Origin of the sequence: Raoultibacter phocaeensis, assembly GCF_901411515.1 — a bacterium.
GTDB lineage: Bacteria > Actinomycetota > Coriobacteriia > Coriobacteriales > Eggerthellaceae > Raoultibacter > Raoultibacter phocaeensis.
Genome location: NZ_CABDUX010000002.1, coordinates 296,683 through 322,378, shown reverse-complemented (window position 1 = coordinate 322,378; position 25,696 = coordinate 296,683). Strand labels below are relative to the sequence as shown.

The following is a 25,696-nucleotide window of genomic DNA, read 5'->3' as shown; positions in this document are numbered from 1 at the left end:
ATGAAAGAATTCGCCTTACTGATCGATTACAAGTACTGCACCGGCTGCCACGTATGCGAAGTTTCGTGTCGCAAAGAACACGATATCCCGCTCGATGAATGGGGCATCAAGCTCAACGAGCTAGGTCCGGCGAAGATGCAAGGCAGGTGGCTTTGGGATTATGTCCCCATCCCTTCCGACCTCTGCGACTTATGCGAAGAGCGCGTAGCCGAAGGAAAGAAACCCGCATGCGTCCACCATTGCCTCGCACAGTGCATGGAGCTTGTGCCTGTTGAAGAACTTTCCGCCGCACTGGCGAATCGAGGAAGCAAGGTCACGTGCTTCATTCCCTAGATTCGCGTTCAGTCTAATACTCCATGGATCAGATTATTGGAGCGATCCAGTCAAATCCCCCTTTCGGGGGGATTTGATTTTTTTAGCACTATAGTGCAATGAACAGGTAATCTAACACTCCAATGTAACCGTTGGTACACACGTATCAAAACTTCGCTTCCCATTTTTCTACCAATACGATATTCTATATACTACTTAACAGTATTATATTCGAACGAAAGCAAGCTCATGAAAGAAAGCGAATCGAAAGTGCTCGAAGCTGCAGCAATCCTCTATAACGCCATACCCGGTTATCTTGCCAACACCGAAAGCAAACAGCAGATGGGGCACTATCTTGTCGACCTCATCGACGCGCTTGACGATATCGAGTACACGCGATCCGGTACCCCGCTCTACGACATCATCGGCGGAAGCGTGCCGGGCAGACGAAAGAAAGCGATCCTCGATCTGGAACGAAAGTACGGGTTAACGGAGCGAGAGGGACATATCCTGCGCTACCTCGCAAACGAACGTAACCCGACCTACATCGGCAACGCTCTGGGCATCTCGCCCTCCACGGCAAAAGCGCACAAGTACTCGATCTTCAAGAAGCTCGGCGTACATACGTCCGATGAGCTCAAAGCTTTACTCGAGCAATCGGAAGCCCATCCTGCTGCAAGCGAGTAATGCATTGCGCCGTGCAGTGCTTCGGAGTCTTTCGAAAACCCGTTACAGCCCGCACCTCCCGTCAAGCGGTCGTGCCATGCCTATACCAAGAAAAAGCCCCGACTGCTGAACGGCGTCGCTTTCCTAGTCCAAGAATCGAAACGCCGCTCACACAGCCGGGGCCCGCATCGCGGAAATCCTGTTCTACTTCCCCGCCTCGATGTACTCCTGCGCCATCTCGCGCAGTTTGAACTTCTGTACCTTCATCGAGGGGGTCATCGGGAACTCATCGACGAAGAACACGCGCTTGGGCACCTTGTAGCGCGCGATACGCGGTATCGCGAAAGCGCGCACGTCCTCCTCGGTCATATCCTCATGACCCGGCCTGGTGCGCACAAACGCCACCACGATCTCGCCGAGGCGCGCATCGGGAGCGCCTACGACTTGCGCGTCGAGCACGCCGGGCATCGTGAGCAGGAAGTTCTCGACCTCGAGCGGATAGACGTTCTCGCCGCCTCTGATGATCATGTCCTTCACGCGACCGGTTACGCGGTAATAGCCGTCCGCATCGACCGTACCGATATCGCCTGAATGAAGGTATCCCTCTTCGTCGATTGCCCGTGCGGTTTCCTCGGGCATCTTGTAGTAACCCTTCATGACGTTGTAGCCTTTGCAGCACAGCTCGCCCGGCTCGCCGATGCCGCACACGCGCCCCGTATCGGGATCGACGATCTTCACGAGCACCGGCTCGTGTTTGCGCCCGACCGTTTCGCACTTGTGCTCGATATCGTCGTCAGCCGAAGTCTGCGTGAACACGGGGCTCGTTTCCGTAAGCCCGTAGCAGATCGTGATCTCGGTCATGTGCATTTTGTCCATGACTTCACGCATGGTCTCGGGCGGACAGGGGCTTCCCGCCATGATGCCGGTGCGCAGACTCGTGAGATCGTACTTCTCGAAGTCGGGATGGTTGAGCTCGGCGATGAACATGGTGGGTACGCCGTAGACCGCCGTCGCCCGCTCTTTGTGAATGGCCTGCAGCACAAGGCTCGCATTGAAGTCCTCCACGATGATCATGGTCGAACGGTGCGTGAGGTTGGCCATCACGCCGAGCACGCAGCCGAAGCAGTGGAAGAACGGCACCGGCAAAACCACCCGGTCATCGGCGGTGAGCTTCTGGCCCTCGCCGATATAGAACCCGTTGTTCAAGATATTACGATGCGTGAGCATGACGCCTTTCGGAAATCCCGTCGTGCCGGAGGTGTACTGCATCATGACCACGTCGTTGTTATCAAACTGCGCCTCGGCCTCGGGGAGCGCGTCTTCGGGGAGGTATTCGCCCAAAAGGATCAGTTCGGGCACGCTGTAGAATCCGCGGTGCTTCTCGGGTCCCATGTAGATGAGGTTTTCGAGCATGGGATAGTTTTCCGATTTCAAATGCCCGCGCTGCTGGGTAAGCGATTCGGGCACGAGTCCGCGGATGATCTCAAGGTAATCGACGTCACGGTACGCGTCGATCACGCAGAGCGCCTTCATGTCCGACTGCTTGAGCACGTAATCAAGCTCGTGGCTCTTGTACACCGGATTCACCGTCACCATGACGATGCCCGCCTTGGCGGTGGCGTACATGAACGTGAGCCAATCGGGAATGTTGCGCGCCCAAACGCCCAGATGGTCGCCCGGCTTCATGCCGATGGCGAGAAGCCCACGCGCGAGATTGTCGGTGCGCTCGTCGAAATCCCTATACGTCCAACGCAGATTGCGGTCGGGATACACGACGAACTCGTGGTCGGGATCGATCGCCACCTGGTCGCGGAAATAGCGGCCGATGGTCTTTTCCGAGTGGAGCTTATAATCGGGCGAGCCGGGCTCGCCTTTGTATTCGATATCGGTTTCCATAGCCCACCTCACATCGGCGTGTACACGACGGCGAGGAACTTGGCGCTCTGCCCGTCGTGGGCCCGCACCTGATGCGGTACGATCGAATCGTAGTAGATGCTCTCGCCGGGACGGAGTACGAACACCTCTTTGCCGTACTCGATCTCGACACATCCCTCCATGCCGTAGAGGAACTCCTCGCCCTCGTGCTGCGAAAGCACGTGATCGGTTTCGCCCGAGGGTTTGATGGTGATGATGAACGGATCCATATGGCGCGAGGGACGGCCCTCCGCAAGGCTGAAGAACCGCAGATCGCCCGCGTCGGATGCGGTTTCCAAACTGCTCGCGCGCGTGGCTTCTTCGATTTCGTCGGCCTTCACGTACACAGGGCCCAGTGCCTCGTCGTCATCCATGAGCGTGCCGAGCCGCACGCCGAGCGCACGGGTAATTTTGATAAGCGGAGCAAGCGACGGCGCCGTCGCACCGTTTTCTAGGTCGCGGATAACCTCGACGTCGCAGTTGCACCGAAGCGCCAATTCGTCCTGCGTTAGCTGCAGCGACTCGCGCAACGTGGTGATCTTGCCTCCGAGTTTGTTTTCCGTAGCCATGTATGCTCCTCGTCTCTTCCCTGCACCGCGCTTCGGTGCATCGGGTTATTGTACCGCGAGAACGAGCATATGGCGAAACACGCAGAAGAACGGGCTGCGTGCTCGGCAGGCGTACCATCTGGCGAATAAGGCGCTCCGATATTTTCCCCATGCTTTTCACTGCATTTCCCCCGAGCATCCTTTATTGAGTTTATTGCCCTTTGCGATACATCCTTACTGCGAGGACCTGCCACCTTTCACAGACCATAAACGCGATACAGCAGCTCGATTGCTTCATCGAGCGTCAGCGGAACGCCCATCTGCTTGAGCGGAACACCTTCCTTTTGCACCATCTCGCAAAACTCTGTCATATCAGACTTTATCGATTCCGTAAGCACGGAGGATGCATCGGGTCCGAACAGCTGAGCAAGCCTGAACACGTCCTTCTTATGCTTCTTTATGTCGCCCGAATCAACGTGCTCCCCACGCACTTTACGCGCAGAAAGGTCAATGAAAGCCCTTGCCTTGAACGGGATTAAATGTACCTCGTCAAGTACAGTGACGCCGTTAACCGTCTTTCGGCCTGATTTCATATATGCATAGTAATCTTCGTCCAGCAGAATAGCCGAAAGGCTCGATATCTCGTCGTCAACCGGCAGAGGAACAATAGTCAATCCCTCTGGCTCCTCTATGAATGATGGAGCTTTGCTGAACAACTCGACCATGCTTGGAAACCCAGCAGCCTTAGGTTCCGTAAAGCGGTAGAAGTGAACATTATCAGAGTTCTTCGATCCACATGCGTAATCGCCGGCTTTTACGAGCTTCCAAACAGCACTTGCAACCTCTGGAAACCGATTCTCGATGAGCAGAATCAAATCGATATCCTTTGTAGCCCTAAAAGGAAGGCCGACATCCCTCAATATGATGTCGCAGGCGGTTCCGCCAATAACCGTATAACAATCCTCAAAACCGCGCATGTACTCGACGAAACGATTCAACCCATGCACTTCACTTACTGCCATAGATCCTCCTCATTGAACAACGCATCGAGTTGGCCGTTGATGCGCTCGTCATTTTCCCCAACCAAAGACAAAGCGAGCGACACATCATCGATTTCCTTGCGACCAGCGACAAGCGGATCATAGCTCCAGATCTGTATCTGAGAAACTTCCATATCGGGCAGCTCGCCCTCCTGCACCTCTTCAAACTCTGAACCACCGAGATCCTTTCGAAAGACGGCACGCTGTTCGATGGACGGCGCGCCAATCATCGTCCGTTCGGACAGCGCACTTTCACCCGCTAGAGATAATTCACTCGTTAGACCACTTTTCCTCGCGTAAAGAATTCGCATGACGGGACTTGCGAGATACGGCATCGCGTTTTTCAATAGCACGTTTCTTTCTGCACTGCGAGAGATAACAATATCCCGTCCTTCTTTCGTCTTTACGATGAGCTTTCTGCGCGATAGCTCATCAAGAGCCCTTGATACGCTGCTCGAAGGCATTTCCGTAAGCTCACGTAACTCACCTGCAAAGCGGATCTCCGGATTAGCAATAAGCGCAACGAGCGCCGCCTGCGCGCTCGGCGACAATCGCTCACCGAGCGCACGCACCGGCCGCGCAGAGGTTGCAACAAATCCCAGAAAAGGAAGGTACGCCTGCCGACCGGGGACGATAAAGGGCACGCCTTGCCGAACAAGGGCTTTTCGCTGCCTTGCATCGATATCAGCAACGACAACAACGGATAAATCCGTCCTCCGAGCAAGCTGCGATGGTATCCTCTTCAAATCAGGAAGAGATTCGCCGCCGTTCACTTCAGCGACAAGAAACCGCACGCCGCCGGTTACGCACTGCCAGTACTGCGCCGCACGGGAGAGGAACACGGGCAGGTTAGCGGCATCATTCCAAGGAGTAGCCGTCAAGGCAAGCCCTAGTTCTTCTTCGAGATATGCTTTGAAGTCTTTCATTCCCGCCCTTTTTGTATAATTCCATTTGTATTGGGATTATACATTTTTATTGGAACTATTGCTAGGCTTGATAGAGCTCATTCCCAATACGACCCGAAAACCAGCCCCCAAGGCCTACGGTTCGAACACGTCTGCCGAAAGTGCATCCTTTTCGGGGAATGCGGGGTCGCGCAGCCCGCGGTAAAGTCGCATCGGCAAGACAACCGAGCGAAAGGCACACCATGGGATGTTACCCGTGCACCCATTGCAACAAATGCGGCATCTTCTCCGTCAAAGCGGAGACGCGCTGCGCCCGCTGCGGAGAAATCAGAACTCCGGGCACGCCTGCATGCCCGAAATGCGGCGAACGAAATACCGTCTCGCGCGCGGTCCCCAAAAGTAAGCAGAACCGATAAGCCCGAAGCCGCCACGCTCGAACGAACCCCACGAGGAAAGAAGACCATGTCGCCCGCATCATCGACAGACCTCATGCCGCTTACGCGCCTCCGCAGGCTCAAACTTCTCGTGTCGTGCATCATCATGTGCGCCATCGGCTTCATCTACGGATGGTCGGTGTTCTCAGCGCCGCTCGCCGAAGAATTCGGCTGGGATGCGGCTACGATATCCTTCACCTTCACGGTACTCATGTGGGCCTTCTGCGCAGGCGGCATAACAGGGGCGAAACTTTCCGCCCGCGCGTCTTCGCGCACGACGCTCATCGTGTCGGCAACAGGCGTGTTCGCGGCGTTCTCCTTGACGGCGATCTTCGTGCAGCAGGACATGCCATGGTTGCCGTACCTGACCTATGGCGTGCTTGGAGGCTGCTGCGTCGGCATGGCCTACAACACGACGATGGGCGCCACGGCGCCTTGGTATCCCGATCGTACGGGAACGGTGTCGGGGTTGATGCTTCTGTGCTACGGCATGTCCACCATGATACTCGGTTCAGCTGCCGCGGGGCTGTTTTCGGCCATAGGGTGGCGCTGGTCCTACATCGCTCTCTCGGCGTGCATCGCCGTTCTTGTCGGAAGCCTTTCGCTCGCCGTCCGCAAGCCCACCGAGCAGGAAGCCGCAGCCCTTGCCTTTTCTCTGATGGAATCGCGATCGTCCGCATCCGACCCGAAAGCAGCCGCCTCGCCGCTTAATTGCACAACCGCAGACATGCTGCGCCAGCCTGTTTTCTATACGTATGCATGCTGGATGCTCGCCGTAAGCTGTATCGGTCTCGGGCTGATCGGCTCCGCAAACCAGCTCGCGCTCGCCGCGGGTAGCGCCGTACCGCTCGCGGTAGCCATTGTCGGCATCCTCTCGGTATGCAACGGATGCGGCCGACTGGTCGTCGGGCTTCTGTTCGATCGGGCGGGCATCGCCGCGACCATGGCCGTTGTGGCGTTAGCGCATGGGCTCGGGTGCCTGTTCGTTCTTGCGGCGCTTCTGCACGCATCGGCCGCCTTCATGGTTGCCGGCGTCATCGTGGGAGGCCTCGGCATCGGGGGTACGTCGGTCGTCGGATCGGGATTCATCGCCCAAGCGTTCGGCAGCCTGCACTACGCGGAAAACCTTTCGATTCTCAACCTTACGCTCATCCCCGCCGCTCTCTTAGGTCCGCTTATTATAAGCACGTCGATCATCGAAACGGGCGCATACGCGCTCGGCGTTTCAGGGCTTGCCGCTCTTGCAGCAGTCGCGGCTGCATGCGCCGCACTCACGAACAACCGGCTGAAAACTCGGCAACGCTGAGAGCACGTTTCCCGCGACGAGAAATCGGCTGGAAACGCGAGGGGCCTCGCCAAACGCCGCGAGACCCCCCTGTAAACGGTCGCCCTGCTGTGCCGCATCATGGCCAGATGAGCGCCCATCCGTGATGCCGCGGTTTAGCGTTTCGCCATTCCGAGGTCGCCGACAGAGCGGTCGATTTCGCGCACGTCCACTTCCCTCGTCAAGGTTTCATAGCCCTCAGCCGCAATCGACAGCGCATATACATCGGGCGGTACCTGATCGAACAGGAAATCGCCCATCTGATCGGTTTTCTGCGCAAAGCTCGAGCCTTCGGCGCCAATCAAAGTCACTTCAGCCCCGATCAGCAGCTCGTCGGCTTCGAAATCGACGATCGAGCCGGCGACGAAGCGCTTCGGCAGATTGTGGTAGTACGCACGGGCACCGAACGGAGCAACCCCCTTTATCATCTCGGCACCCTCAATGAGCGGAGCGAGGCTTTCCTCTTCGTCGTAGAGGATGGCGTCGTGGGCGCAGGCGTCGACGCACCGGGGAACCGCCCATCCGTTGTCGAGCAGGTGCGCGCACCCCGTGCATTTCTGCGCGATGCCGAGCTCAGCGTTGAGGTAGATCGAACCCTGCGGGCACGCCTCGGCGCACCGGCCGCACCCCGTACACGTTTCGGGGTCGATAAGGAGCAACCCGTCGCTGCGTCGGACGAACGCGTTGTCAGGGCATGCTGTTTCACAGGGAGCCGAAGCGCAGTGGGCGCACATCACCGGTTTGTACGCCACCCTGACTACCGGTACCTGCCCGCGCGTCTTTTCCTCGAGCCTCATCCAGAACTGCCCCGTCTCGGGTTGCGGCGCGGCGTAGGGCCGCCAATCGTTGCCGCAGTGCTCGTCTTTGCAGACGATCTGGCAGTCGTAGCATCCGTTGCACTTCGCAACGTCGATCAAAAACACCTTGCCCATAGCTTAGTCCTCCCTCACGATACGCGCCGAAGCGCATAGGCCCGCGGCGGGATCGTAGTCGCGTGCGAACGCTTCGGGATACTGCTCGGCTAACGAGTTCACATCGACTTTCTCGATACCCACGAGAAACCCGTTCGTCACTTCGCCCGCTGCGTTCTTCGAGGTGGTCGCACTCGGACAGATGAGGTTGTTCGCTCCCCCGCGGTCGAGGCCGCCCGCACCGTATGCGAGGATATCGGTTCGCGCACCGTGATCCTGGTACAGTACGCCGGGCATGATTCGCTCGGTCACAATCACACCGCCGAGCACCGCACCGCGTTCGTTGAACAGTTTGGCGATATCGCCGTCTGCAAGCCCGAGCGCCGCAGCATCGGCGGGGTTCACCCAAATGGGTTCGTAGAGGTATCCGTCGGACCCTCTCACCTTGCAGGTCGGTATCTCGCGCAGCCACGGGATATCGTCGTGCTGGGCGTGCACCCGCCAACGGGGATGGTTCGATACGAGCAAAAACGGATAGTCCTTCGCCCGCGCCGACGTGATGCGCTCTTCGTGTCCGTCGGCCTCCTCGATCCAGTGGGGCACCGGGCCGCGCACCGTATCGTCGGGGAAATGCTCCGCCAAACCGATCGAGTAGAACTCGAGCTTGCCCGAGGGCGTTCGCAGCGGATGGCCAGCGGGGTCTTTTGCGAACAGCTCGAGTCCCACGGGATCCTTCTCCCAATCCTTTTTCGTGGGGAACGCGAAGTACTGCTGTTCTTTGAGCTTCTCGAACGGGTACACGTCAAGCGGCACTTCGCTGATCGAGTAGCCGTATTCTATGTCCTCGCCGATGGTGCGCCCGCAGGTGAGCTTCTCGTAAAGGCCCTCGTACTCGCCTCCGTACGCTTCGAGCTTCTTGGCGATTTCGCACACGGCCTCGTAATCGCCCTTCGCTTCGCCGACGGGCTCGATTGCCTGATCTTCGTAGATGATCTTGTTCCATTGCCCCGAAAAAATGTCGGCTTGGATGTCCTTGAGCTCGAACAGCGTCGACACGGGCAGGATGATGTCGGCGAGAAGCGTATCGTTTTCCATCCACGGATGCTGCACGAGATAGAATTCGATGCTTTCGTCGCGCACGGCGTCCTGATAGGCGTTTCCGCCGTTCCAGCACGTCTCCCAACACGGCGTATCGCTCCATATCATATGGATCGGATGCGCCCCTTCTTCGGGATACTGGAATTCGAGGAACTGATCCTCGCGCTTCATATAGCACACCACATGACCGAACCAGGTCATCGGCTTGTCGTGCGTATACCCGCCGAGAATCGCATCGGGCGTCATCGTTTTGGGGATGAAATGCTTGGGCGCTCCCATACGCCACCCGTGGTACACGCCCATGAGCGTCGGATAGATCTCGCTCGGCGGAACAGGGTTCACGCCCTGGAGCACCCATTCGATGAACTTGAACTGGTGGACGCCCGGATTGCCGAGCCCTTGCATGCCGAGCAGGCACACTTCCAGCCGCGCCGGCTCATGCGAGAAGCACGAGCGGATGTAGCCGCCGCCGTTGCAGTGCGCAATGGACACCTTGTGGGTTGCCCAGTACCGCGCGAACGCTTTGATGCGATACGACGGCACCCCGCACTTCTCGGCCGCCCACTCGGGCGTTTTCGCAACGCCGTCTTCGTGGCCGAGCACATAGTACTCGAACCAGTCGAACCCCTCGACGTGGGCATCCACGTACTCCTTATCGTAGAGCCCCTCAGTCATCCACACATAGGCGATCGCAAGCTGAAATGCCGCATCGGTATTGGGCAGGATGGGTATCCATTTGTCCGCATGGACCGCGTTGGTGTAGTTCACATCGGGTGCGATATGTATCTGCTTCACACCGATTTCGGTGAACCAGTAGCACAGGCGGCTCGGTTGCAATCCGCCCCAGCCCCACGGCGTGGTCTCTGGGTCGGCGCCCCAAAACAACACCGCATCGCTGTGCTCGCTCACGTCCTTGATGACGTTGTCCTGCGGGTTCTGCTGTCCGTGGGTTTCCATGCCCCACACGTGCTTGGCACCCCAGTACCACCCCTCCCAGCTGTCGGGTTGGCGCGCCTGGATAAGGTAGTCGCCCGGCTCGTCGCCGACGTAATCGAGCATGAGCGACGAGCACCCGTGCGCCCCGCTCACCACTTTCGTCTCCCCGTGGCCCTCCCCTTGGATGAGGATGGAGCGCCGCCCGTACTCGCGCCCGATGCGCTCGATTTCGGAGGCGATGATGTCGGTCGCCTCGTCCCAGCTGATGCGCTCGTACGGGGAGATGCCTCTCGTCTGCGGATTGCGATCGCCTGACGGATCCCAATCGACGCGCTTGAGCGGGTACGGTACGCGGTTCGGGGAATACGCGCGCTTCTTGTATGCGAGCGAAAGCGGCGGCAACAGCGTTTTCATGCCCGGCCTGAACGTATGCCCGCGCACCTCGTAGCGCCATTCGTTCAGGTCCTCGGGCGTGTAGTGCTCATCGTAGTGAAGCGGTCTAATGCGCACGACCTTCCCGTCGAGCACATCGACGCATCCGGTATTGGATGCTCCCCCGAACCCGCATGAGCCGAGGTTCTTCAATACGGTACGATCCTTGATCTTCATAAGCCCCCTTTCGGGTACGGCCCTCCGCGCGCCCTTACGTTCGGCGGGGCGGATTGCTCGGCAGCGGCGGGAAGGGGGGCGGCAAAGCCGCCCCGCATTCCGGACAGACGGCAACGCCGTTGTCGGGCTCCAGCCTACCGCACGCAGGACATGCCCGTTTTCCCAGCTTGTCCTTCATCTCGTCGGCACGACCGCACCTATTGCAGAGATTGCAGCAGTAGCACATGCATGAAACCTTTACGACTCGAGCGGTGCCCACAGCACCTGCTTCGGCTTCTTACCGAGCTTGGCCGCAAGCTCGTCGATCGTACCGAATTCCATGCAGAATGCCTGGCAATGGTGAACGCAGGAGGGGTCTTTGCCCTCCGCCGTTCGATCGGCGCACAAATCGCACAGATCGGTCGGTACGGGTATCTTGTTCCAGTTGAAGCAGTTGCCGCCCTCGCCGGAATCGTCCTTCTGCCACGGACCGTCGTCAAGTACGCGGATGCCCCATTTGCCCACGGGAAAATCGTGCTCCTCCTTGCAGGCCACCACGCAGGTCTCGCATCCGGTGCAGTACTCGTAGTCGATCAGCAGTCCATAATCAGCCATGGTTACACCAACTTCCCGAATTTTTCGACGACAAGGTCCATATCCGTGTCGTAGCTCTCTTTCAACGGAGTAATGCTGCAGCAGTTGCACTTGTAGGGGCCGCCGTAACCGAGCTTCGAGTTGTAGTGGTTGGACACAAGGTCGTTCACGTTCGACTGCCACAAACCGTACAGGCCCTTCTCGTCGGCATGGTCGGTCTTAACGTAGCCGTTGCGGATATGGGTTCCGTTGATATCGAACTCCAAGGGGCCGTCTTCCAGGATCTCACCGACGGGAACAAGCTCGTCGCGCGCCTCGTCGTCAGCAGGCATCTCAGGGAACCACCAGCCATGATCGGTCTGGACGGTGCCCTTCTTCACGATGGGTGAGACAACTGCCTTGAACTTCGCGCGGCCGAAATCGTTTTTGATCTCGACCCATTGGCCTTCGGCTACGCCGATCTCGGCGGCGTCTTCGGGATGGATCTCGATGATCGGATTGGGGTGCAGTTCGCGAAGCACGGGAATCTGGCGATGCTCGGCATGAAACGAAGCGTAGTTGCGCGCGCCCGTAGTGAGGATGAAGGGATACTTCTTTGCCAATTCGGGATCCTTGTGCGGGCTGAACGCCGGTTCCTGGTAGTAGGGCAGCGGATCTTCGCCGTACTGCGCATAGGCCGTCGACCACAGCTCCACACGGCCCGTCGGGGTGAGGAATCCGGGATGACGGTCGGGACGCAGTTTGCCGGTCTCGTACTTGCGGTAGTTCACGCCGCGCTGGAAGCCGACCTTTTTGCGCAGGCTGTCGAAATCCATGCGGATGGGACCGGAGGTACGGCGCTGGGTAAGGAAATCTTCGAGATCCTTAAACATGCGCTCGCCGTTCTCGTCTTTCAGGCAATCCTGTTCGAGGTATTCGCCGAGCTCGATGATGAGGTCCATATCGGCCTTCACTTCGCCCACGTCGACGGCTTTGTTCACGGCTCCGTAGAACACGGGGGACCCGCCGTAATGGGTCATGACCACGTCGTCCTTCTCGGCACAGGATGCCAGGGGAAGGAACAGGTCGCACGCAGCTTCGATGGCGGGCGTTACGAACAGGTCGGTTGCCATGCAGAACTCGAGGTTCTTCAGGCCTTCGTACCAGCCGTGAGGCTGAGCGCAGCACGTCGGGGCAAGCAGCGTGGTGGATTGGATCCAGCCCATGCGGATACGGTACGGCTCGCCCTTGGTCATGGCGTCGAACATGATGTCTGCCTGAGCGTTGCGGATGTTGTCGACGTAGAGCGGATACTCCTTGTACCCGACAGTCTTATCGCGAAGCTCCTCGGGCAGACTGTCCCAGCCGATGCGACGGGTGGGACGCGCTGCATCCTCAGCAGAGTTGTCGTCTGCACCCGCGTCGGCTTTGTCGAGGTTGAACTCGGCCTTCTCGCCATCGGTGGCGAGTTCGTCCTTAACGCCGGGGGCAGGATCGATCTCTGCGACGATCTGACCGCCGGGAACGTCGATGTTGCCCGTGATCGCCATAAGCGCAAGCACGCAGTGCGCTGCCTGGTTGCCGTTCTGGTTCTGGTCGAACGCAAGGCCCCATGCGATGGACGCGGGCTTTGCGGCTGCGTACATGCGGGCTGCCTTGTAGATGTCTTCAACCGGAACTTCGCAGATCTCGGCCGCCTTCTCGGGAGTCATACCCAACTCGGGATCGTTGATGCGTCCCGTGAACTCCTCGAACCCGTAGGTCCAGCACTCGACGAACTCATGATCGTAGAGATCCTCGTTGATGATGACCCAAAGCCACGCCATGGCCATAGCCGTATCGGTGCCAGGGCGCACGCGCAGATGCACTTCGGCGCGCGTGGCGAGCCAGTTGACGCGCGGGTCGACGCTGATGAGTTTCGCTCCGCGCTTCATGAGATCGATGACCGCATGGCCCCACAGACCGTCGCCGTTTGATGCGAGCGGCATCTTGCCCCACATGACCATAACTTCGGGAACGTTGTATGCCGGATTATCGTAAGTGCCTTCGAGGCCTCCCGCATAGTCCATCTCGGGATAGTAGGCGCCGAGCACGTGCGAACAGGACATCGAACGGGGCTGATAGCAGGCGTAGCCGGACTGGGTGTAGCACGCGTTGGGCGTACCGAGCACTGCCTGAGCCATATCGGACACAAGAATACCCCCCGAGCGGCCCGTTCCGGAGAACACGGCCATGGATTCCGCCCCGTACGTGTCGCGGAAGTAATCGCGCTTCTCTTTGACGAGGGCGAACGCCTCGTCCCAAGTGATGCGCTCCCACTTGTCGCTCTGGCCGCGGAACTCGGGATCGCGCTTCATCGGGTAGACGACGCGGCTCGGATTGTACACGTAGTCTTTCAAAGCCAGGCACCGAGCGCACAACCGGCCCTTCGTGATGGGATTGTTCTCGTCCCCTTCGACATGGTCGAGCCGGCCGTCCTTGTCGACGTAGAGCTTCAGGCCGCATCCCACCGGATGGCATCCCGGGGGCGACCACATGGAGGTACGCACGACGGTGAAATCGCCGTCTTCGTATTTCCACGGCTTTCCCAAGTCATTTTTAAACTCCATACCGTTCCTTCCTCTCTCGCTGCTTGTGCGCATGAGCACTGCTGCGAAGCAAGCCCTGGACACGCGACGAGTTGCCGCACCTTCCGCCCTGCGACCGATCGCCCCGCACCCGCTGCTTTCCCGCACCTGCGCTGCGCTTACATGAATATACGGTTCGCCTCCCCCGCTGTCATGAACCGCGCGACCTTATTGTTCCAGCAGGCGAAAAACGCGTAAGCATTGAGTGGTTATTTTTTACATTACCACGCGTTGAACAGGTATTTTGCTATTTCTAACGAGCGCTTCCCATCACCGACAAGCAGTTGGCGCGCATGTAGCGGAAGGGCCTCTCGCGCCGCTTCCCTCCTCTCCGTTGCTTTTGAAAACGCACGCATACGCCCGCAATCGCCCGCGAATGCTGGCGAGTACCCTGAGAATGCCCGCGAATGCCCGCGATGTCCGCGAATGCCCCCGATGTCCGCGATGTCCGCGAACCCTCGCTAAACGACATTTTTGTGAAACTGCTTAGTAGCCTACATATCGATGATCAGGTACTATGCATTAATTGCATAATTTAGCGGTTGAAAAAATGTCGTTTAGCGGGCCTTGACGGACAGGGAATATAGCACCTTTCAGAAACCCGTCTCTCTCGACGCTACGGACGGAGTCAGAGTAGCCAGAGTAGCCAACGTTGCAGACAGAGCAAGCGAAGACGGCAACGCGCCCCACGGCAGTTCGTCGCGGGGCGCGTGCGCCATCCGAGGTGCAGGTGCGAAGTCGATGTCGGGCGAAACCCCGAAGGCTTTTCGTTTAAAACTTCGAGCTGGGTGCTTCGGGCAGTACGGTGCCGCTCTCATCGACCCAGTGCAGCTTCTTGCGGTACACGTACGCAAGCCTCGTCACGATGAACCCTAAAGCCGTGATGCCGATGCCGAGCACGAATGCGGGCATGAAGCTTCCCGTCGCGTCGAAGATGGCGCCGACGGTCACCGGACCGAAGCAGCCGATCACGCCGGTGCCGATGCGCGCGTAGGTGAAGATGGCCGGGAAATCACGTTCGCCGAAAATCTGACGGATCAGAAGCGGCGTCGACACCGATACGAGCGAGTTCTGCGCTCCGAACAGGAAAGCCGAGATGTAAAGCATCACGAGGTTTCCCCCCGAGAATATGAACCCGATGAACCCGAGCGCCACCATCGCAAGCTGGATGTTCACCGTGATCTGAACACCGACTTTGTCGTTGAGCCAACCCACGAACAGCTTCTCGACAACGTTTCCGATCATAACCGCCGTCAGAAGCGACGATCCCACAAGTGCGCTGTGCCCCACCGTTTGGGCGAAGCCCGGCAGATGCGAATTGAATCCCGCAAAGTAGGCTATGAGGCCGGCGAACAAGAACATGCACACGAATGGTACGGTTTTGAGTGCCTTGCTCAGCGGAACGCCCGGTAAAGCACGGTGCTCTTGTTCGCGGATCTTCTCGGCGCGCTCGTCTTCTTCGGTCCAGCCGTAAGGCCGCATGCCCACATCCTCGGGGCGAAGTTTGAACACGAACATCGTCCAGGGAAGCACGAGCGCCGCCATGATGACGGCGGCTATGAAGTACGCATTACGCCATCCGAATTCTTGGATGAAGATCGTGAACAGCGGCGAGAGCGCAGCCCCGCCGATGCCGGAAAACGACATCGCGATGCCGAGCGCAATGCCGCGCCGCTTCTTGAACCAGTTGCCGATCAGAATCGGGGCAGGCACCACGAATATGAAGCTGCCCGCCAAACCGAACACGATACCGGAGATCCACCACTGCCAAGCGGCGGTATACGTGCCCATGAGCGCTACGGCGAGAACAACCAGCGCGAACGAAACGCTCAGAAGGATGTTGATGTTGTATTTCGTGATCCACTTGCCCACGATGGGCATGGCGAATACGGTGGCAATGAAGTAGAACGTGAGGTACAGCGATATCTCAGATCTCAGCAAACCGAGATCCTCGCAGACGGGAACGAAGAACACGCCTGCAGCGTCGAGTACAGCGCCGAGACCGCCTGCCTGCATGAAGCAGCAGCCGATCATAATCACCCACGCGAAATGCATCCGCGGAGCCTTTTTTTCCATGGAAATCACCTGTCTATCGGGCGATGCGCACAGCGCATCCTACATAGATCGCCGGGTTTTTACGAGTACGCCTTGCCCGCGCAAAACGCGCTTCTGCGCTCGGGCGGCGATGGTGTCGCAGTGCGCCCGCACCGCTTCGCCTCCGCGATACGGGCGCAATCGAGCTCATTCGGTGCGGCGCGAAACCACCGCACCGAATGCAATGCGAATACCAGGTGCTTACGAACGGCTCTTCTCCGGTTCGCCTTCCACGGTCCACTTGTCGCGGAACTTCTTAGCCGTCGTAACGGCGATGAACATGCAGGCGCCAACGATGACCATGAATACGATACCGCACCCGTAGGCGGTTTGGAAACCACCGGTCATGTTTGCCACGAGCGCCACGAACGTTGCACCCAGACCGCCCAAAATGGCGATCGGCATGTTCATGTAGGAGTAGATCTCGCCGTAGCGGCGATCGCCGTAGCAGGCACGCGTCACGAGCGGCAGACCGACCGACATCATGGCGTCGCCCGTGCCGATGCAGAAGCCCGCAACGAGCATCGGAATCTGATTGTCGCCCATGAACAGAACCATGAGCAGAAAGCCGATGATGCTCACGCCGGCAAATCCGACCATGGCGTTGCGGATGCCGATCTTGTCGGCCAACGTACCGAGCGTGATCTTGCCCAAAATGTTGCCGACCGCAGCAGCCGAGATCATCGTCGCGCCGAGAATGGCGAGATCGGGGCCACCGACCGACTGCACAGCGGTGGGCATCATCGATTTATAGCCGCCGCCGAGCGAAATGAGGCCGGCGCCGATGAGGATGGCCCAAAACGCGATGGTACCGAGTGCGAACTTGCCGCTGACACCGCTCTTCTTCGCTTCTTCTCCCCCGACGGTCTCTTCTTTCTCGATGCCGTACTGCTTAAGTCCCACATCTTCGGGGCGCGTGCGGAAGAAGAAAAACGCCGGGATGAGGATGAGAACCGCAGCGGCAACGGCTTCCACCATGAAGCCCGTCTTGTATCCGCTCGACTGGATGATGCCTGCGAACACGGGCGACCATACGAACGTGCCAACGCCGGTGAAGGCGGAAGCGATACCGAGGAACTTACCGGCCTGCTTCGGGGCAAACCAGTTGTTGATGAGCACCGACGGACCCACCAGAAAGATTACCGGGCCAGCCAAACCGAACAACGCTCCGGAAATGTAGATCTGCCAGACTTCGGTCCATACCGTCATCAAGAGAAGGCCGGCGACGATGAGGATGCCGCTTACGCCGAACAGAATGCGTGCGTCAACCTTGTCGAACAGGCGACCGCAGAACGGAAGCCACACAAGCATGACGTACGAATACACGGTCATGAGCAACGTTACCTGCGTAACGTCCGGACCGCCCGTTTCGGGATTGATCAGACCGAACGCCATCGCCATCGGGGCGAAGTAGTTGCCCATCACGTTGAGAACCAAGCCCATGCCGCCTGCCATCATCATGCATACGCCGATGAAGACGAGCCAAGCCCGATGTATCCCCTTCTTTTCTTCAGTCATTGTTTCACCTTTCCCCAGGATTCCTCCAGGATTGCGTCTCGACCCGGATAGGCCACTCGGCGCAGCCACTCACCCCCTGTCCTCGCACCGAAGCATCGCTTGAGGATCGTTTGCCTTCGATCCGGGATCGAATTGCGACGATTCTGTTCTGTTTCAGACGGTTTTTCATGGGGCGAGGATTCCTATCTGGTCGAAAAGAGGTCAAAATAAGGTCAGGATGCTAAGCAATGAAGTATTATGCTGTGCTCTGATCAGGAGTTTTTCAGGTTTACCGTATGTAAGAAAAAGAGCGCTGCGGACTTGTGCGCAGCGCTCTTCTCGCATGATTGCAACCGGTTTACGCCTTAGCGCGTGAACAGCGCGCAGCGCGACTCCCCGTCCATCTTGGCGGCGAGCTCGGAGACCTCGCCGTAGTACATGCACCACGCCTGGCAGTGCTGCACGCAGGCGGGGATCTTGCCCTTCTCGGTGCGGTCGGCGCACAGGTCGCAGGCCTTCGTGATCACGGGAAGCCACGTCCACTCCCAGCGCTCCTTGCCGGATTTCCCCTCGTACTCGAAGGGCCCGGTCTCGGAGAGCTTGATGCCGAACTCGCCCGCGGGCAGGCCCAGGTGCTTCTTGCAGGCCACCTCGCAGGAGTGGCAGCCCGTGCAGTACTCGTAGTTGATGAGAATGCCCTTCATGGTTACTCCTCCCCCCGTTTCATTCGCTCTTGCCAGCTGTCTTCCTTGCCGTAGGCGTAGGGTTCACCCGCCACGTAATCGCTGCGGAATCCTCCCCGTTGCGTGACCACTTCGCCCGGCATCGGCTTGTCGTCAGCCTCGTCGCACTTGTATATTTTGCAGACAATGCTCTTGAAGGGGCTTCCGATACCACCCGGCCCCGTCTCATAACAGGCGGTCAGGTTGTTGATGTTAACGTCGAACGAACCGTACAGGTGCGGAAACGCCGGCTCCTGTTCGGGGAACCACCAGCCGTGCTCGGCGTACACGTAATTCGGATTGAGGGTCGGGTCGATGTGCGCTTTCTGGCGGCAGCGCCCTTCGGTGTTCTCGAGCCATATCCACTCGCCTTCGCCGATGCCGTACTCCTCAGCCGTCTGCGAGCTGATTCTCACGATGGGCCACGGATGGAACTCGCGCATCGTTTTCTGTTGGCGGTTCTCGGAGTGGAAGAACTCGTAGGAGCGCGACCCGTTTACGCAGATGAAGGGGTACTCTCTCTTGAAATCGGCATCGTTGAGCCACTTGACCGAGTGAATCGATTCGTGGTGCTTCGGCCACGGATCGATGCCCCACGCACCGAACGTGGCGTACGGCACGAGCTCGATGCGGCCCGAAGGTGTCGCGAACCCGACCTGTCCGTCAGGGCGAAGCAGGCCCTTCTCGTACTTGTAGTACGTGTCGCAGAAGTCGTCGTACTCGTAGCCGCCCTTTTCCACGAGCGCGTCGAATGAGCAGGTGCCGTCCTCGCGATGCTTCTTCCAGTACTCGGTGTGGGCGTCGTCGATCTCCACCATGCCCGCCTTCGAGCGGCCCGCGCTCTTGTAGCTCTTGCCCGTCTCGGGGTCGTAGATGTTAAACCCGGTATCGAGGTAGTCTTGAAGCAGCGCCTCGAGCGTCGGCCACCGCTTCTGGAACAGCTCGGGGTTGAGCTTGTTTCCGAGCGCCACGATGAGCTCCTCGTCGGATTTCGCCTCGTACCATTCGCTGACCGATTTCATCGCGCGCAAAGGCGTCCACCACACGCGCATCGAGTCGCGCTCGGCGGTGGTCTTCAAAGGCAGGAAGATGTCGGCGAACGCGACGGCGGTCGGCGTGAGATACGGATCGGCCACCACGCAGAACTCGACGTTTTCGAGCATCTTGTATACACGAGGAGCGCCGTTTGCCGTGCAGGTTATGCAGTTGGCCCCTTGCGACCAGAACATCTTGATGGGATAGGGTTTACCGGTTTCGAAAGCTTGGTTCACCGCATCGCAGTCGGCCATGCCGATGAAATGGACGTAGCCGGGGTGGATCACGTCGACGGTGAGCTTCTTCGCGAACGTCTCGGGCGGGCAGTACAGCTGCGCGGTCGCGTAGCCGGGGTTGATGTCGAAGCCGTTGCGCACGAGGATGTTCGTGCCCGGCTTGTCGATGTTGCCGCAGACGCTCATGAGGTTCGAGACCGTCTGGCACAGCTGGATCGAGTCGTTCTGCGTGTCAAACGCCAGTCCCCACTGGATGGCGCCGCGCTCGGCGCCTCCATAGAAGCGCGCCGACTCGCGGATAAGGTCGGCATCAACTCCAGACACCTCTGCTGCCCATTCGGGTGTGAACTCGGCAACGTAATTTTTCAGATCGTCGTAGTAAGCGCACCATTTGTCGACGAAGTCCTCGTCGTGGAGGTTCTCGGTCGTGATGACGTTGAGCCACGCAAGCGCAATGGCCAGATCGGTCGCGGGACGCAACGGCAGCCAATACGTTGCATGAGCACCCCACCAGGTTAGTTGCGGGTCGATTGAAATGAACTCGGTTCCCATCTGCATGCAAGCAATGAGCCAGTGTCCCAAATACCCATCGGCATTCGACTTCAGCGGCTCGCAGCCCCAGATGACCACGACGTCGGGGCGCACCCAGTCGGGGTTGGCGTAGCGGTCCTCGTGGCCCTCGGATGCGTCGACGATGGGAAAGTCGCCGATGCTCGCCGCGGTGCCGCACGTGCGTGGCAAATAGCACGAGTACCCCGACGATCCGATGGCCCCGATGTTGGGGGTGCCCAGGCACGCGCCGCCGAGGAAGGGCACCCACGACGATATGTTGCGCCCGGTTCCGTGGTTCACGAAGATGGACTCGCGGCCGTAGCCCGCTTCGTCGATGTTCTCATGGATCCATCCGGCGATCTCGTCGAGCGCCTCCTCCCACGTGATGCGCTCCCACTTGTTCTCTCCGCGCGCCCCCGCGCGGCGAAGCGGGTACTTGGGCCGCTCGGCGTAGTTCACGCCCTCCTCGAGGTTCAAGCAGCGCATGCACAGCCTGCCGTTCGCGCACGGGTCGAGCGGATCGCCCTCCACCTTCTCGAGCTTGCCGTCCTTCGTGTACATGAGCACGCCGCAAGAGGTGTGGCATCCGGGAGCGGAGTAGGTGTAGGTGCGGGTAACGGTGTAGCCGTCCTCCTCCCACTGCCATTCGCCCTCGTGGTAGGCTTCGCGGTCGATCGTGTCTAAGAACTCTCGGTAATCAAACAGCATCGCATCCCTTTCTCTCGTTGTGGTCCCCCGTATGTAGGTCCGGCAGCGCAGCAGCTGCGGACGAACAAAAGCGCAGGGGCGCGGCAGGTTGTCCCACCGCGCCCCCGATCAGAGGTTATTGCCGCTCGCGCCTTAGCGCGTGAACAGCGCGCAGCGCGACTCCCCGTCCATCTTGGCGGCGAGCTCGGAGACCTCGCCGTAGTACATGCACCACGCCTGGCAGTGCTGCACGCAGGCGGGGATCTTGCCCTTCTCGGTGCGGTCGGCGCACAGGTCGCAGGCCTTCGTGATCACGGGAAGCCACGTCCACTCCCAGCGCTCCTTGCCGGATTTCCCCTCGTACTCGAAGGGCCCGGTCTCGGAGAGCTTGATGCCGAACTCGCCCGCGGGCAGGCCCAGGTGCTTCTTGCAGGCCACCTCGCAGGAGTGGCAGCCCGTGCAGTACTCGTAGTTGATGAGAATGCCCTTCACTTAGAATCGCCCTCCCTCACGCGTCGTATTATCGGTTGTCCATGCGAACGGCTGCCCGGCAACGTAGTCGCTGCGGAATCCGCCGAGCTTGGTGACGACTTCGCCTGGCGTCGGCTCGGCCACATCCTCGGTGCACTTGTATATTTTGCACACGACGCTCTTGAGCGGGTTGCCGATGCCGCCTTGACCGGTCTCGAACGAGGCGGTCAGGTTGTTGATGTTGCAGTCGAACGTGCCGTACAGATGCGGGAACGCCGGCTCCTGTTCAGGGAACCACCAGCCGTGCTCGGCATGGATGTAGTTCGGGTTGAGGGTCGGGTCGATGTGCACTTTCTGGCGGCAGCGGCCCTCGGTGTTCTCGATCCAGATCCACTCCCCCTCGGAAAGCCCGTACTCTTCGGCGGTTTGCGAGCTCACCTTTACGATGGGCATGGGATGGAACTCGCGCATCGTTTTCTGCTGGCGGTTCTCGGAGTGGAAGAACTCGTAGGAGCGCGAGCCGTTGATGCAGATGAAAGGGTAATCCTTCTTGTATTCGGGATCGGTGAGCCACCGGTTGACCGAAAGCGATTCCACATGCTCGGCCAGAGGCGGGATGCCCCACGCGCCGAACGTCACGTACGGCACGAGCTCGATGCGACCGGAAGGCGTTGCGAACCCAGGTTGGCCGTCGGGACGCAGCAGCCCCTTCTCGTACTTGTAGTACGTGTCGCAGAAGTCGTCGTACTCGTAGCCGCCCTTTTCCACGAGCGCGTCGAATGAGCAGGTGCCGTCCTCGCGATGCTTCTTCCAGTACTCGGTGTGGGCGTCGTCGATCTCCACCATGCCCGCCTTCGAGCGGCCCGCGCTCTTGTAGCTCTTGCCCGTCTCGGGGTCGTAGATGTTAAACCCGGTATCGAGGTAGTCTTGAAGCAGCGCCTCGAGCGTCGGCCACCGCTTCTGGAACAGCTCGGGGTTGAGCTTGTTTCCGAGCGCCACGATGAGCTCCTCGTCGGATTTCGCCTCGTACCATTCGCTGACCGATTTCATCGCGCGCAAAGGCGTCCACCACACGCGCATCGAGTCGCGCTCGGCGGTGGTCTTCAAAGGCAGGAAGATGTCGGCGAACGCGACGGCGGTCGGCGTCATGTACGGATCGGCCACCACGCAGAACTCGACGTTTTCGAGCATCTTGTGAACGCGCGGTGCGGCCGTGGCGGAACACGAGATGCCGTTTGCGCCCTGCGACCAGAACATCTTGATGGGGTACGGTTCTCCCGTCTCGAAGGCGCGGTTGACCGCATCGCAGTCGGCCATGCCGATGAACTGCACGCATCCAGGATGCACGAGATCCACGGTGAGCTTCTTCGCGAACGTCTCGGGCGGGCAGTACAGCTGCGCGGTCGCGTAGCCCGGGTTGATCTCGAAGCCGTTGCGCACGAGGATGTTCGTGCCCGGCTTGTCGATGTTGCCGCAGACGCTCATGAGGTTCGAGACCGTCTGGCACAGCTGGATCGAGTCGACCTGCGTGTCGAATGCAAGTCCCCACTGGATGGCGCCGCGCTCGGCGTTCGCATAAAAGCGGGCAGCCGCCGCTATGTCCTCGGCGGGCACCTGGCATATCTCGGATGCCCACTCGGGCGTGAATTGCGCCACGTGCTCCTTAAGCTCGTCGTAGTACGCGCACCAGTACTCGATGAACTCGTGATCGACAAGGTCTTCGCCCGTGATAACGTTGAGCCACGCAAGGGCAAGAGCCAGATCGGTGGCCGGACGGATAGGAAGCCAGTATTCGGAGCGCACCGACCACCAGGTGAGCTGCGGATCGACCGTCACGAACTCGGTACCGAGCTGCATGCACACGTTGAGCCAGTGGCCCAAGAATCCGTCGGCATTCGAGCGGAGCGGCTCGCAGCCCCAGATGACCACGACGTCGGGGCGCACCCAGTCGGGGTTGGCGTAGCGGTCCTCGTGGCCCTCGGATGCGTCGACGATGGGAAAGTCGCCGATGCCGGCAGCGGTGCCGCACGTACGCGGAAGGTAGCACGAATAGCCCGAGAAGCCGATGGCCCCGATGTTGGGGGTGCCCAGGCACGCGCCGCCGAGGAAGGGCACCCACGACGATATGTTGCGCCCGGTTCCGTGGTTCACGAAGATGGACTCGCGGCCGTAGCCCGCTTCGTCGATGTTCTCATGGATCCATCCGGCGATCTCGTCGAGCGCCTCCTCCCACGTGATGCGCTCCCACTTGTTCTCGCCGCGCGCCCCCGCGCGGCGAAGCGGGTACTTGGGCCGCTCGGCGTAGTTCACGCCCTCCTCGAGGTTCAAGCAGCGCATGCACAGCCTGCCGTTCGCGCACGGGTCGAGCGGATCGCCCTCCACCTTCTCGAGCTTGCCGTCCTTCGTGTACATGAGCACGCCGCACGAATCATGGCATCCCGGAGCCGAATAGCTATAGGTACGGGTGACCGTATAGCCGTCTTCCTCCCACTGCCATTCGCCCTCGTGGTAGGCTTCGCGATCGATCCCATCCAAAAAGGCCTTGTAATCGAATAGCATAAACACCTCTTCCCTTTTGTCTTGCATGCGGTTTGCCGTGAGAAGCGCACTGGGCGCAACCGCACGTTCTCCGTAACCATAGAAGATGGAAGAGCTGCTTTCATGGGGTGAAAATGGTTAATTCGCCTGCGCTAAGCCACTAGGGATTAGGAGGACGGGAGCTGCGTGAGATATGCACTCGCTCAGTCGGAACCCGGCAGTTCGATCTCCATCTCTTCCACCAGATCCATGAGCTCTTGGCGCGAATGGACGCCGGTCTTCTGGTAGATGTTGTAGATGTGAGCCTTAGCCGTATGCGACGAGATGACGAGCTTCTCGGTGATGTACTCGGCATTTCGCCCCTTGGCGAGCATGACGAGCACCTCTTTCTGCCGATTCGACAGATCATAGCGCTTCGCCACTGCATCGCATTTAAGATAGAAGATGCCGGGACGCGTGAGTCTTCCCTCATCGATCACTTCGGGTTCGTCTGATACCGCAGGCTCGCCCGCCAACCGTCGGATTGGCGTACCGGGACCGGCAACGAGTACCGCTTCTCCCTCGCCCGATCCTGCCTTCACCTCGGCTTGCTTGAACCGATCCCGATCGGGATAATTGTCTTCGGTCATTACAAACGACGCCGAGAATATGACGAGGACCATGAACAGGATGATCGAGAGGATGGTCGCCGTCGAGCCGATGGCCTGCACGGCCAACTCCGAAAACCCCGCGAACGATATGATCATGCCGAGTGCGATTCCCCCGAAACAGATGAGACGACCGAATGAGAAAGCCCTGATGGCTGAAAGATCGCAGAGAACTACATGGCGGCATATCGCCGAGAGCGAGCACGTGGTGGGAAAGATCGAGCCGCATAAAAGCAATACGGCGAATACGTAGCGGATCTCTTCGGGCACGAACAAAAGCGGAAACACCACCACGGCTGAAAAAGGCAGAAACAACCTCATAGTGGCGGTTTCGTTCGCGAAGTTCTTATGAAGCGAATCGACGAGCAGCCCGATGCAGGTACCGAGCAGGGCGACCTCGATGAGCACGAATACGCCCGATTGCGCGTTCTGGGTCGAAAGAATGCAACCGAGTGCGAAACCTGCCGCCATGCCCGACGTCGCCGTTGCGAGATACGACCTCCAGACCACCTGGCTGCGCTTGTCGGACGCTTTCGCCTTCACGCCTTCGACTGTATCGAGGCGCAGAAGCACCATGGCGACAGCGTACGCAGAAATAGCTACCGCAGGAAAGATGATCGCAAACAAAAAACTCGTATCGGGCCCCGAAAAGAGTAGTCCCGTGCACATGAACACGCTCGCCGCGAAAATACCCACAATATAGGGCTTGATGTCGGAATGAAAGAACAGGCAGATGTATTCGCCGTACAGCGGATAGATGAGCGAAAACCCGCACCCGAGCACGAATCCAAACGCACCGTACCACGTCGCCGCCAGCTCGTAGAGCGAAAACCCGACGCATCCGGCCAGCGTGAAAGCGGCGGCGAGGATCACCTGCACGATCCGATGGGCCGAAAGCCAATCGGAAAACCGCCAGCAAGCGAGCAGCGTCGTACAGCATCCTCCGAGAAACGCAAGATGGGCGGCTCCCGTTGCAACGCCTTCGAGGTCGGCAAACGGAATAAATATCGAGGTGCCCAACATGACGAACAGCCACGAGAAGCACGAGACGGCTCCGATCAGGCCGACGAGGATACGGGCGTTGACGAGAATCCATCCCCCCGCTCCGTCCGACGAAGACCCATCCGAGCCGAGCTCCGGTACGCCTTCTTTTCCTACCATCGCCTTTGCTCCGCTATCTACCAACGGTATCACCCCCATAACGATCGTCGTCCCAGACGGCCTTTTCCGTGGACGAGAAAACCACCCGTTGAACCTTTGTGCGCCCGCTCTATGAGTAATATATTACTATGGATACCTCCAACCGACGTCTCCCGGCACCGCTTTCGGATTGCGATTGAT

At 59.2% G+C, this 25,696-nt stretch carries 18 protein-coding genes; 3 read left to right on the top strand and 15 right to left on the bottom strand.

Features of this window, described 5'->3' with window-relative positions:
* Both FJE54_RS09195 and FJE54_RS09190 read left to right on the top strand, forming a co-directional pair.
* Positions 1 to 333: a 4Fe-4S dicluster domain-containing protein gene (locus FJE54_RS09195; RefSeq protein WP_139652496.1), complete on the top strand. Its 333-nt coding sequence runs from the start codon at positions 1 to 3 to the stop codon at positions 331 to 333.
* Between the two features lie 228 nt (positions 334 to 561).
* Positions 562 to 999, top strand: a complete 438-nt coding sequence (locus tag FJE54_RS09190; protein WP_139652495.1) for a helix-turn-helix transcriptional regulator — start codon at positions 562 to 564, stop codon at positions 997 to 999.
* A gap of 183 nt (positions 1,000 to 1,182) precedes the next feature.
* Here FJE54_RS09190 and FJE54_RS09185 read toward each other — a convergent pair whose 3' ends face one another.
* The 4 genes from FJE54_RS09185 to FJE54_RS09170 all read right to left on the bottom strand — a co-directional run bounded on the left by FJE54_RS09185 (position 1,183) and on the right by FJE54_RS09170 (position 5,406).
* Positions 1,183 to 2,874: an AMP-binding protein gene (locus tag FJE54_RS09185; protein ID WP_139652494.1), complete on the bottom strand. Its 1,692-nt coding sequence runs from the start codon at positions 2,872 to 2,874 to the stop codon at positions 1,183 to 1,185.
* A gap of 8 nt (positions 2,875 to 2,882) precedes the next feature.
* The gene (locus FJE54_RS09180) at positions 2,883 to 3,461 is read right to left on the bottom strand and encodes a helix-turn-helix domain-containing protein (RefSeq protein ID WP_139652493.1); all 579 of its coding nucleotides are present in this window, start codon (positions 3,459 to 3,461) and stop codon (positions 2,883 to 2,885) included.
* Positions 3,462 to 3,697: 236 nt separating this feature from the next.
* Entirely contained in the window at positions 3,698 to 4,462 is a 765-nt protein-coding gene (locus FJE54_RS09175; protein WP_139652492.1) for a hypothetical protein, read from the bottom strand.
* The gene (locus FJE54_RS09170; RefSeq protein ID WP_139652491.1) at positions 4,453 to 5,406 is read right to left on the bottom strand and encodes a helix-turn-helix transcriptional regulator; all 954 of its coding nucleotides are present in this window, start codon (positions 5,404 to 5,406) and stop codon (positions 4,453 to 4,455) included. Before FJE54_RS09170 ends, FJE54_RS09175 begins: the two co-directional genes overlap by 10 nt.
* A 441-nt stretch (positions 5,407 to 5,847) precedes the next feature.
* On the opposite strand from FJE54_RS09170, the gene FJE54_RS09165 reads away from it, so the two are divergent.
* Positions 5,848 to 7,125 (top strand): MFS transporter, encoded by a 1,278-nt coding sequence (locus tag FJE54_RS09165; RefSeq protein ID WP_139652490.1) that lies wholly within the window; start codon positions 5,848 to 5,850, stop codon positions 7,123 to 7,125.
* Between the two features lie 134 nt (positions 7,126 to 7,259).
* On the opposite strand, the gene FJE54_RS09160 is transcribed toward FJE54_RS09165, so the two are convergent.
* The 11 genes from FJE54_RS09160 to FJE54_RS09110 all read right to left on the bottom strand — a co-directional run bounded on the left by FJE54_RS09160 (position 7,260) and on the right by FJE54_RS09110 (position 25,516).
* Positions 7,260 to 8,075, bottom strand: coding sequence for a 4Fe-4S dicluster domain-containing protein (locus FJE54_RS09160; protein WP_139652489.1), 816 nt, complete (start codon positions 8,073 to 8,075; stop codon positions 7,260 to 7,262).
* A 3-nt stretch (positions 8,076 to 8,078) separates the two neighbouring features.
* Positions 8,079 to 10,697 (bottom strand): molybdopterin-dependent oxidoreductase, encoded by a 2,619-nt coding sequence (locus tag FJE54_RS09155; protein ID WP_139652488.1) that lies wholly within the window; start codon positions 10,695 to 10,697, stop codon positions 8,079 to 8,081.
* 237 nt (positions 10,698 to 10,934) lie between these two features.
* Positions 10,935 to 11,291 (bottom strand): 4Fe-4S binding protein, encoded by a 357-nt coding sequence (locus FJE54_RS09150; protein ID WP_139652487.1) that lies wholly within the window; start codon positions 11,289 to 11,291, stop codon positions 10,935 to 10,937.
* A gap of 2 nt (positions 11,292 to 11,293) precedes the next feature.
* Positions 11,294 to 13,858, bottom strand: coding sequence for a molybdopterin-dependent oxidoreductase (locus tag FJE54_RS09145; RefSeq protein ID WP_139652486.1), 2,565 nt, complete (start codon positions 13,856 to 13,858; stop codon positions 11,294 to 11,296).
* A 789-nt stretch (positions 13,859 to 14,647) separates the two neighbouring features.
* Positions 14,648 to 15,952, bottom strand: coding sequence for an MFS transporter (locus tag FJE54_RS09140; protein ID WP_139652485.1), 1,305 nt, complete (start codon positions 15,950 to 15,952; stop codon positions 14,648 to 14,650).
* A gap of 219 nt (positions 15,953 to 16,171) precedes the next feature.
* Positions 16,172 to 17,488 (bottom strand): MFS transporter, encoded by a 1,317-nt coding sequence (locus tag FJE54_RS09135; protein WP_139652484.1) that lies wholly within the window; start codon positions 17,486 to 17,488, stop codon positions 16,172 to 16,174.
* A gap of 344 nt (positions 17,489 to 17,832) precedes the next feature.
* Entirely contained in the window at positions 17,833 to 18,171 is a 339-nt protein-coding gene (locus FJE54_RS09130; protein WP_139652482.1) for a 4Fe-4S dicluster domain-containing protein, read from the bottom strand.
* A gap of 2 nt (positions 18,172 to 18,173) precedes the next feature.
* Positions 18,174 to 20,720 (bottom strand): molybdopterin-dependent oxidoreductase, encoded by a 2,547-nt coding sequence (locus FJE54_RS09125; RefSeq protein ID WP_139652483.1) that lies wholly within the window; start codon positions 20,718 to 20,720, stop codon positions 18,174 to 18,176.
* Positions 20,721 to 20,852: 132 nt separating this feature from the next.
* The gene (locus FJE54_RS09120; RefSeq protein ID WP_139652482.1) at positions 20,853 to 21,191 is read right to left on the bottom strand and encodes a 4Fe-4S dicluster domain-containing protein; all 339 of its coding nucleotides are present in this window, start codon (positions 21,189 to 21,191) and stop codon (positions 20,853 to 20,855) included.
* Positions 21,192 to 23,756: a molybdopterin-dependent oxidoreductase gene (locus FJE54_RS09115; RefSeq protein ID WP_255467331.1), complete on the bottom strand. Its 2,565-nt coding sequence runs from the start codon at positions 23,754 to 23,756 to the stop codon at positions 21,192 to 21,194. It lies immediately after the preceding gene.
* Between the two features lie 155 nt (positions 23,757 to 23,911).
* On the bottom strand, positions 23,912 to 25,516 hold the full coding sequence (locus FJE54_RS09110) for a response regulator transcription factor (RefSeq protein ID WP_255467330.1): 1,605 nt from the start codon (positions 25,514 to 25,516) through the stop codon (positions 23,912 to 23,914).
* Positions 25,517 to 25,696: the final 180 nt, after the last annotated feature.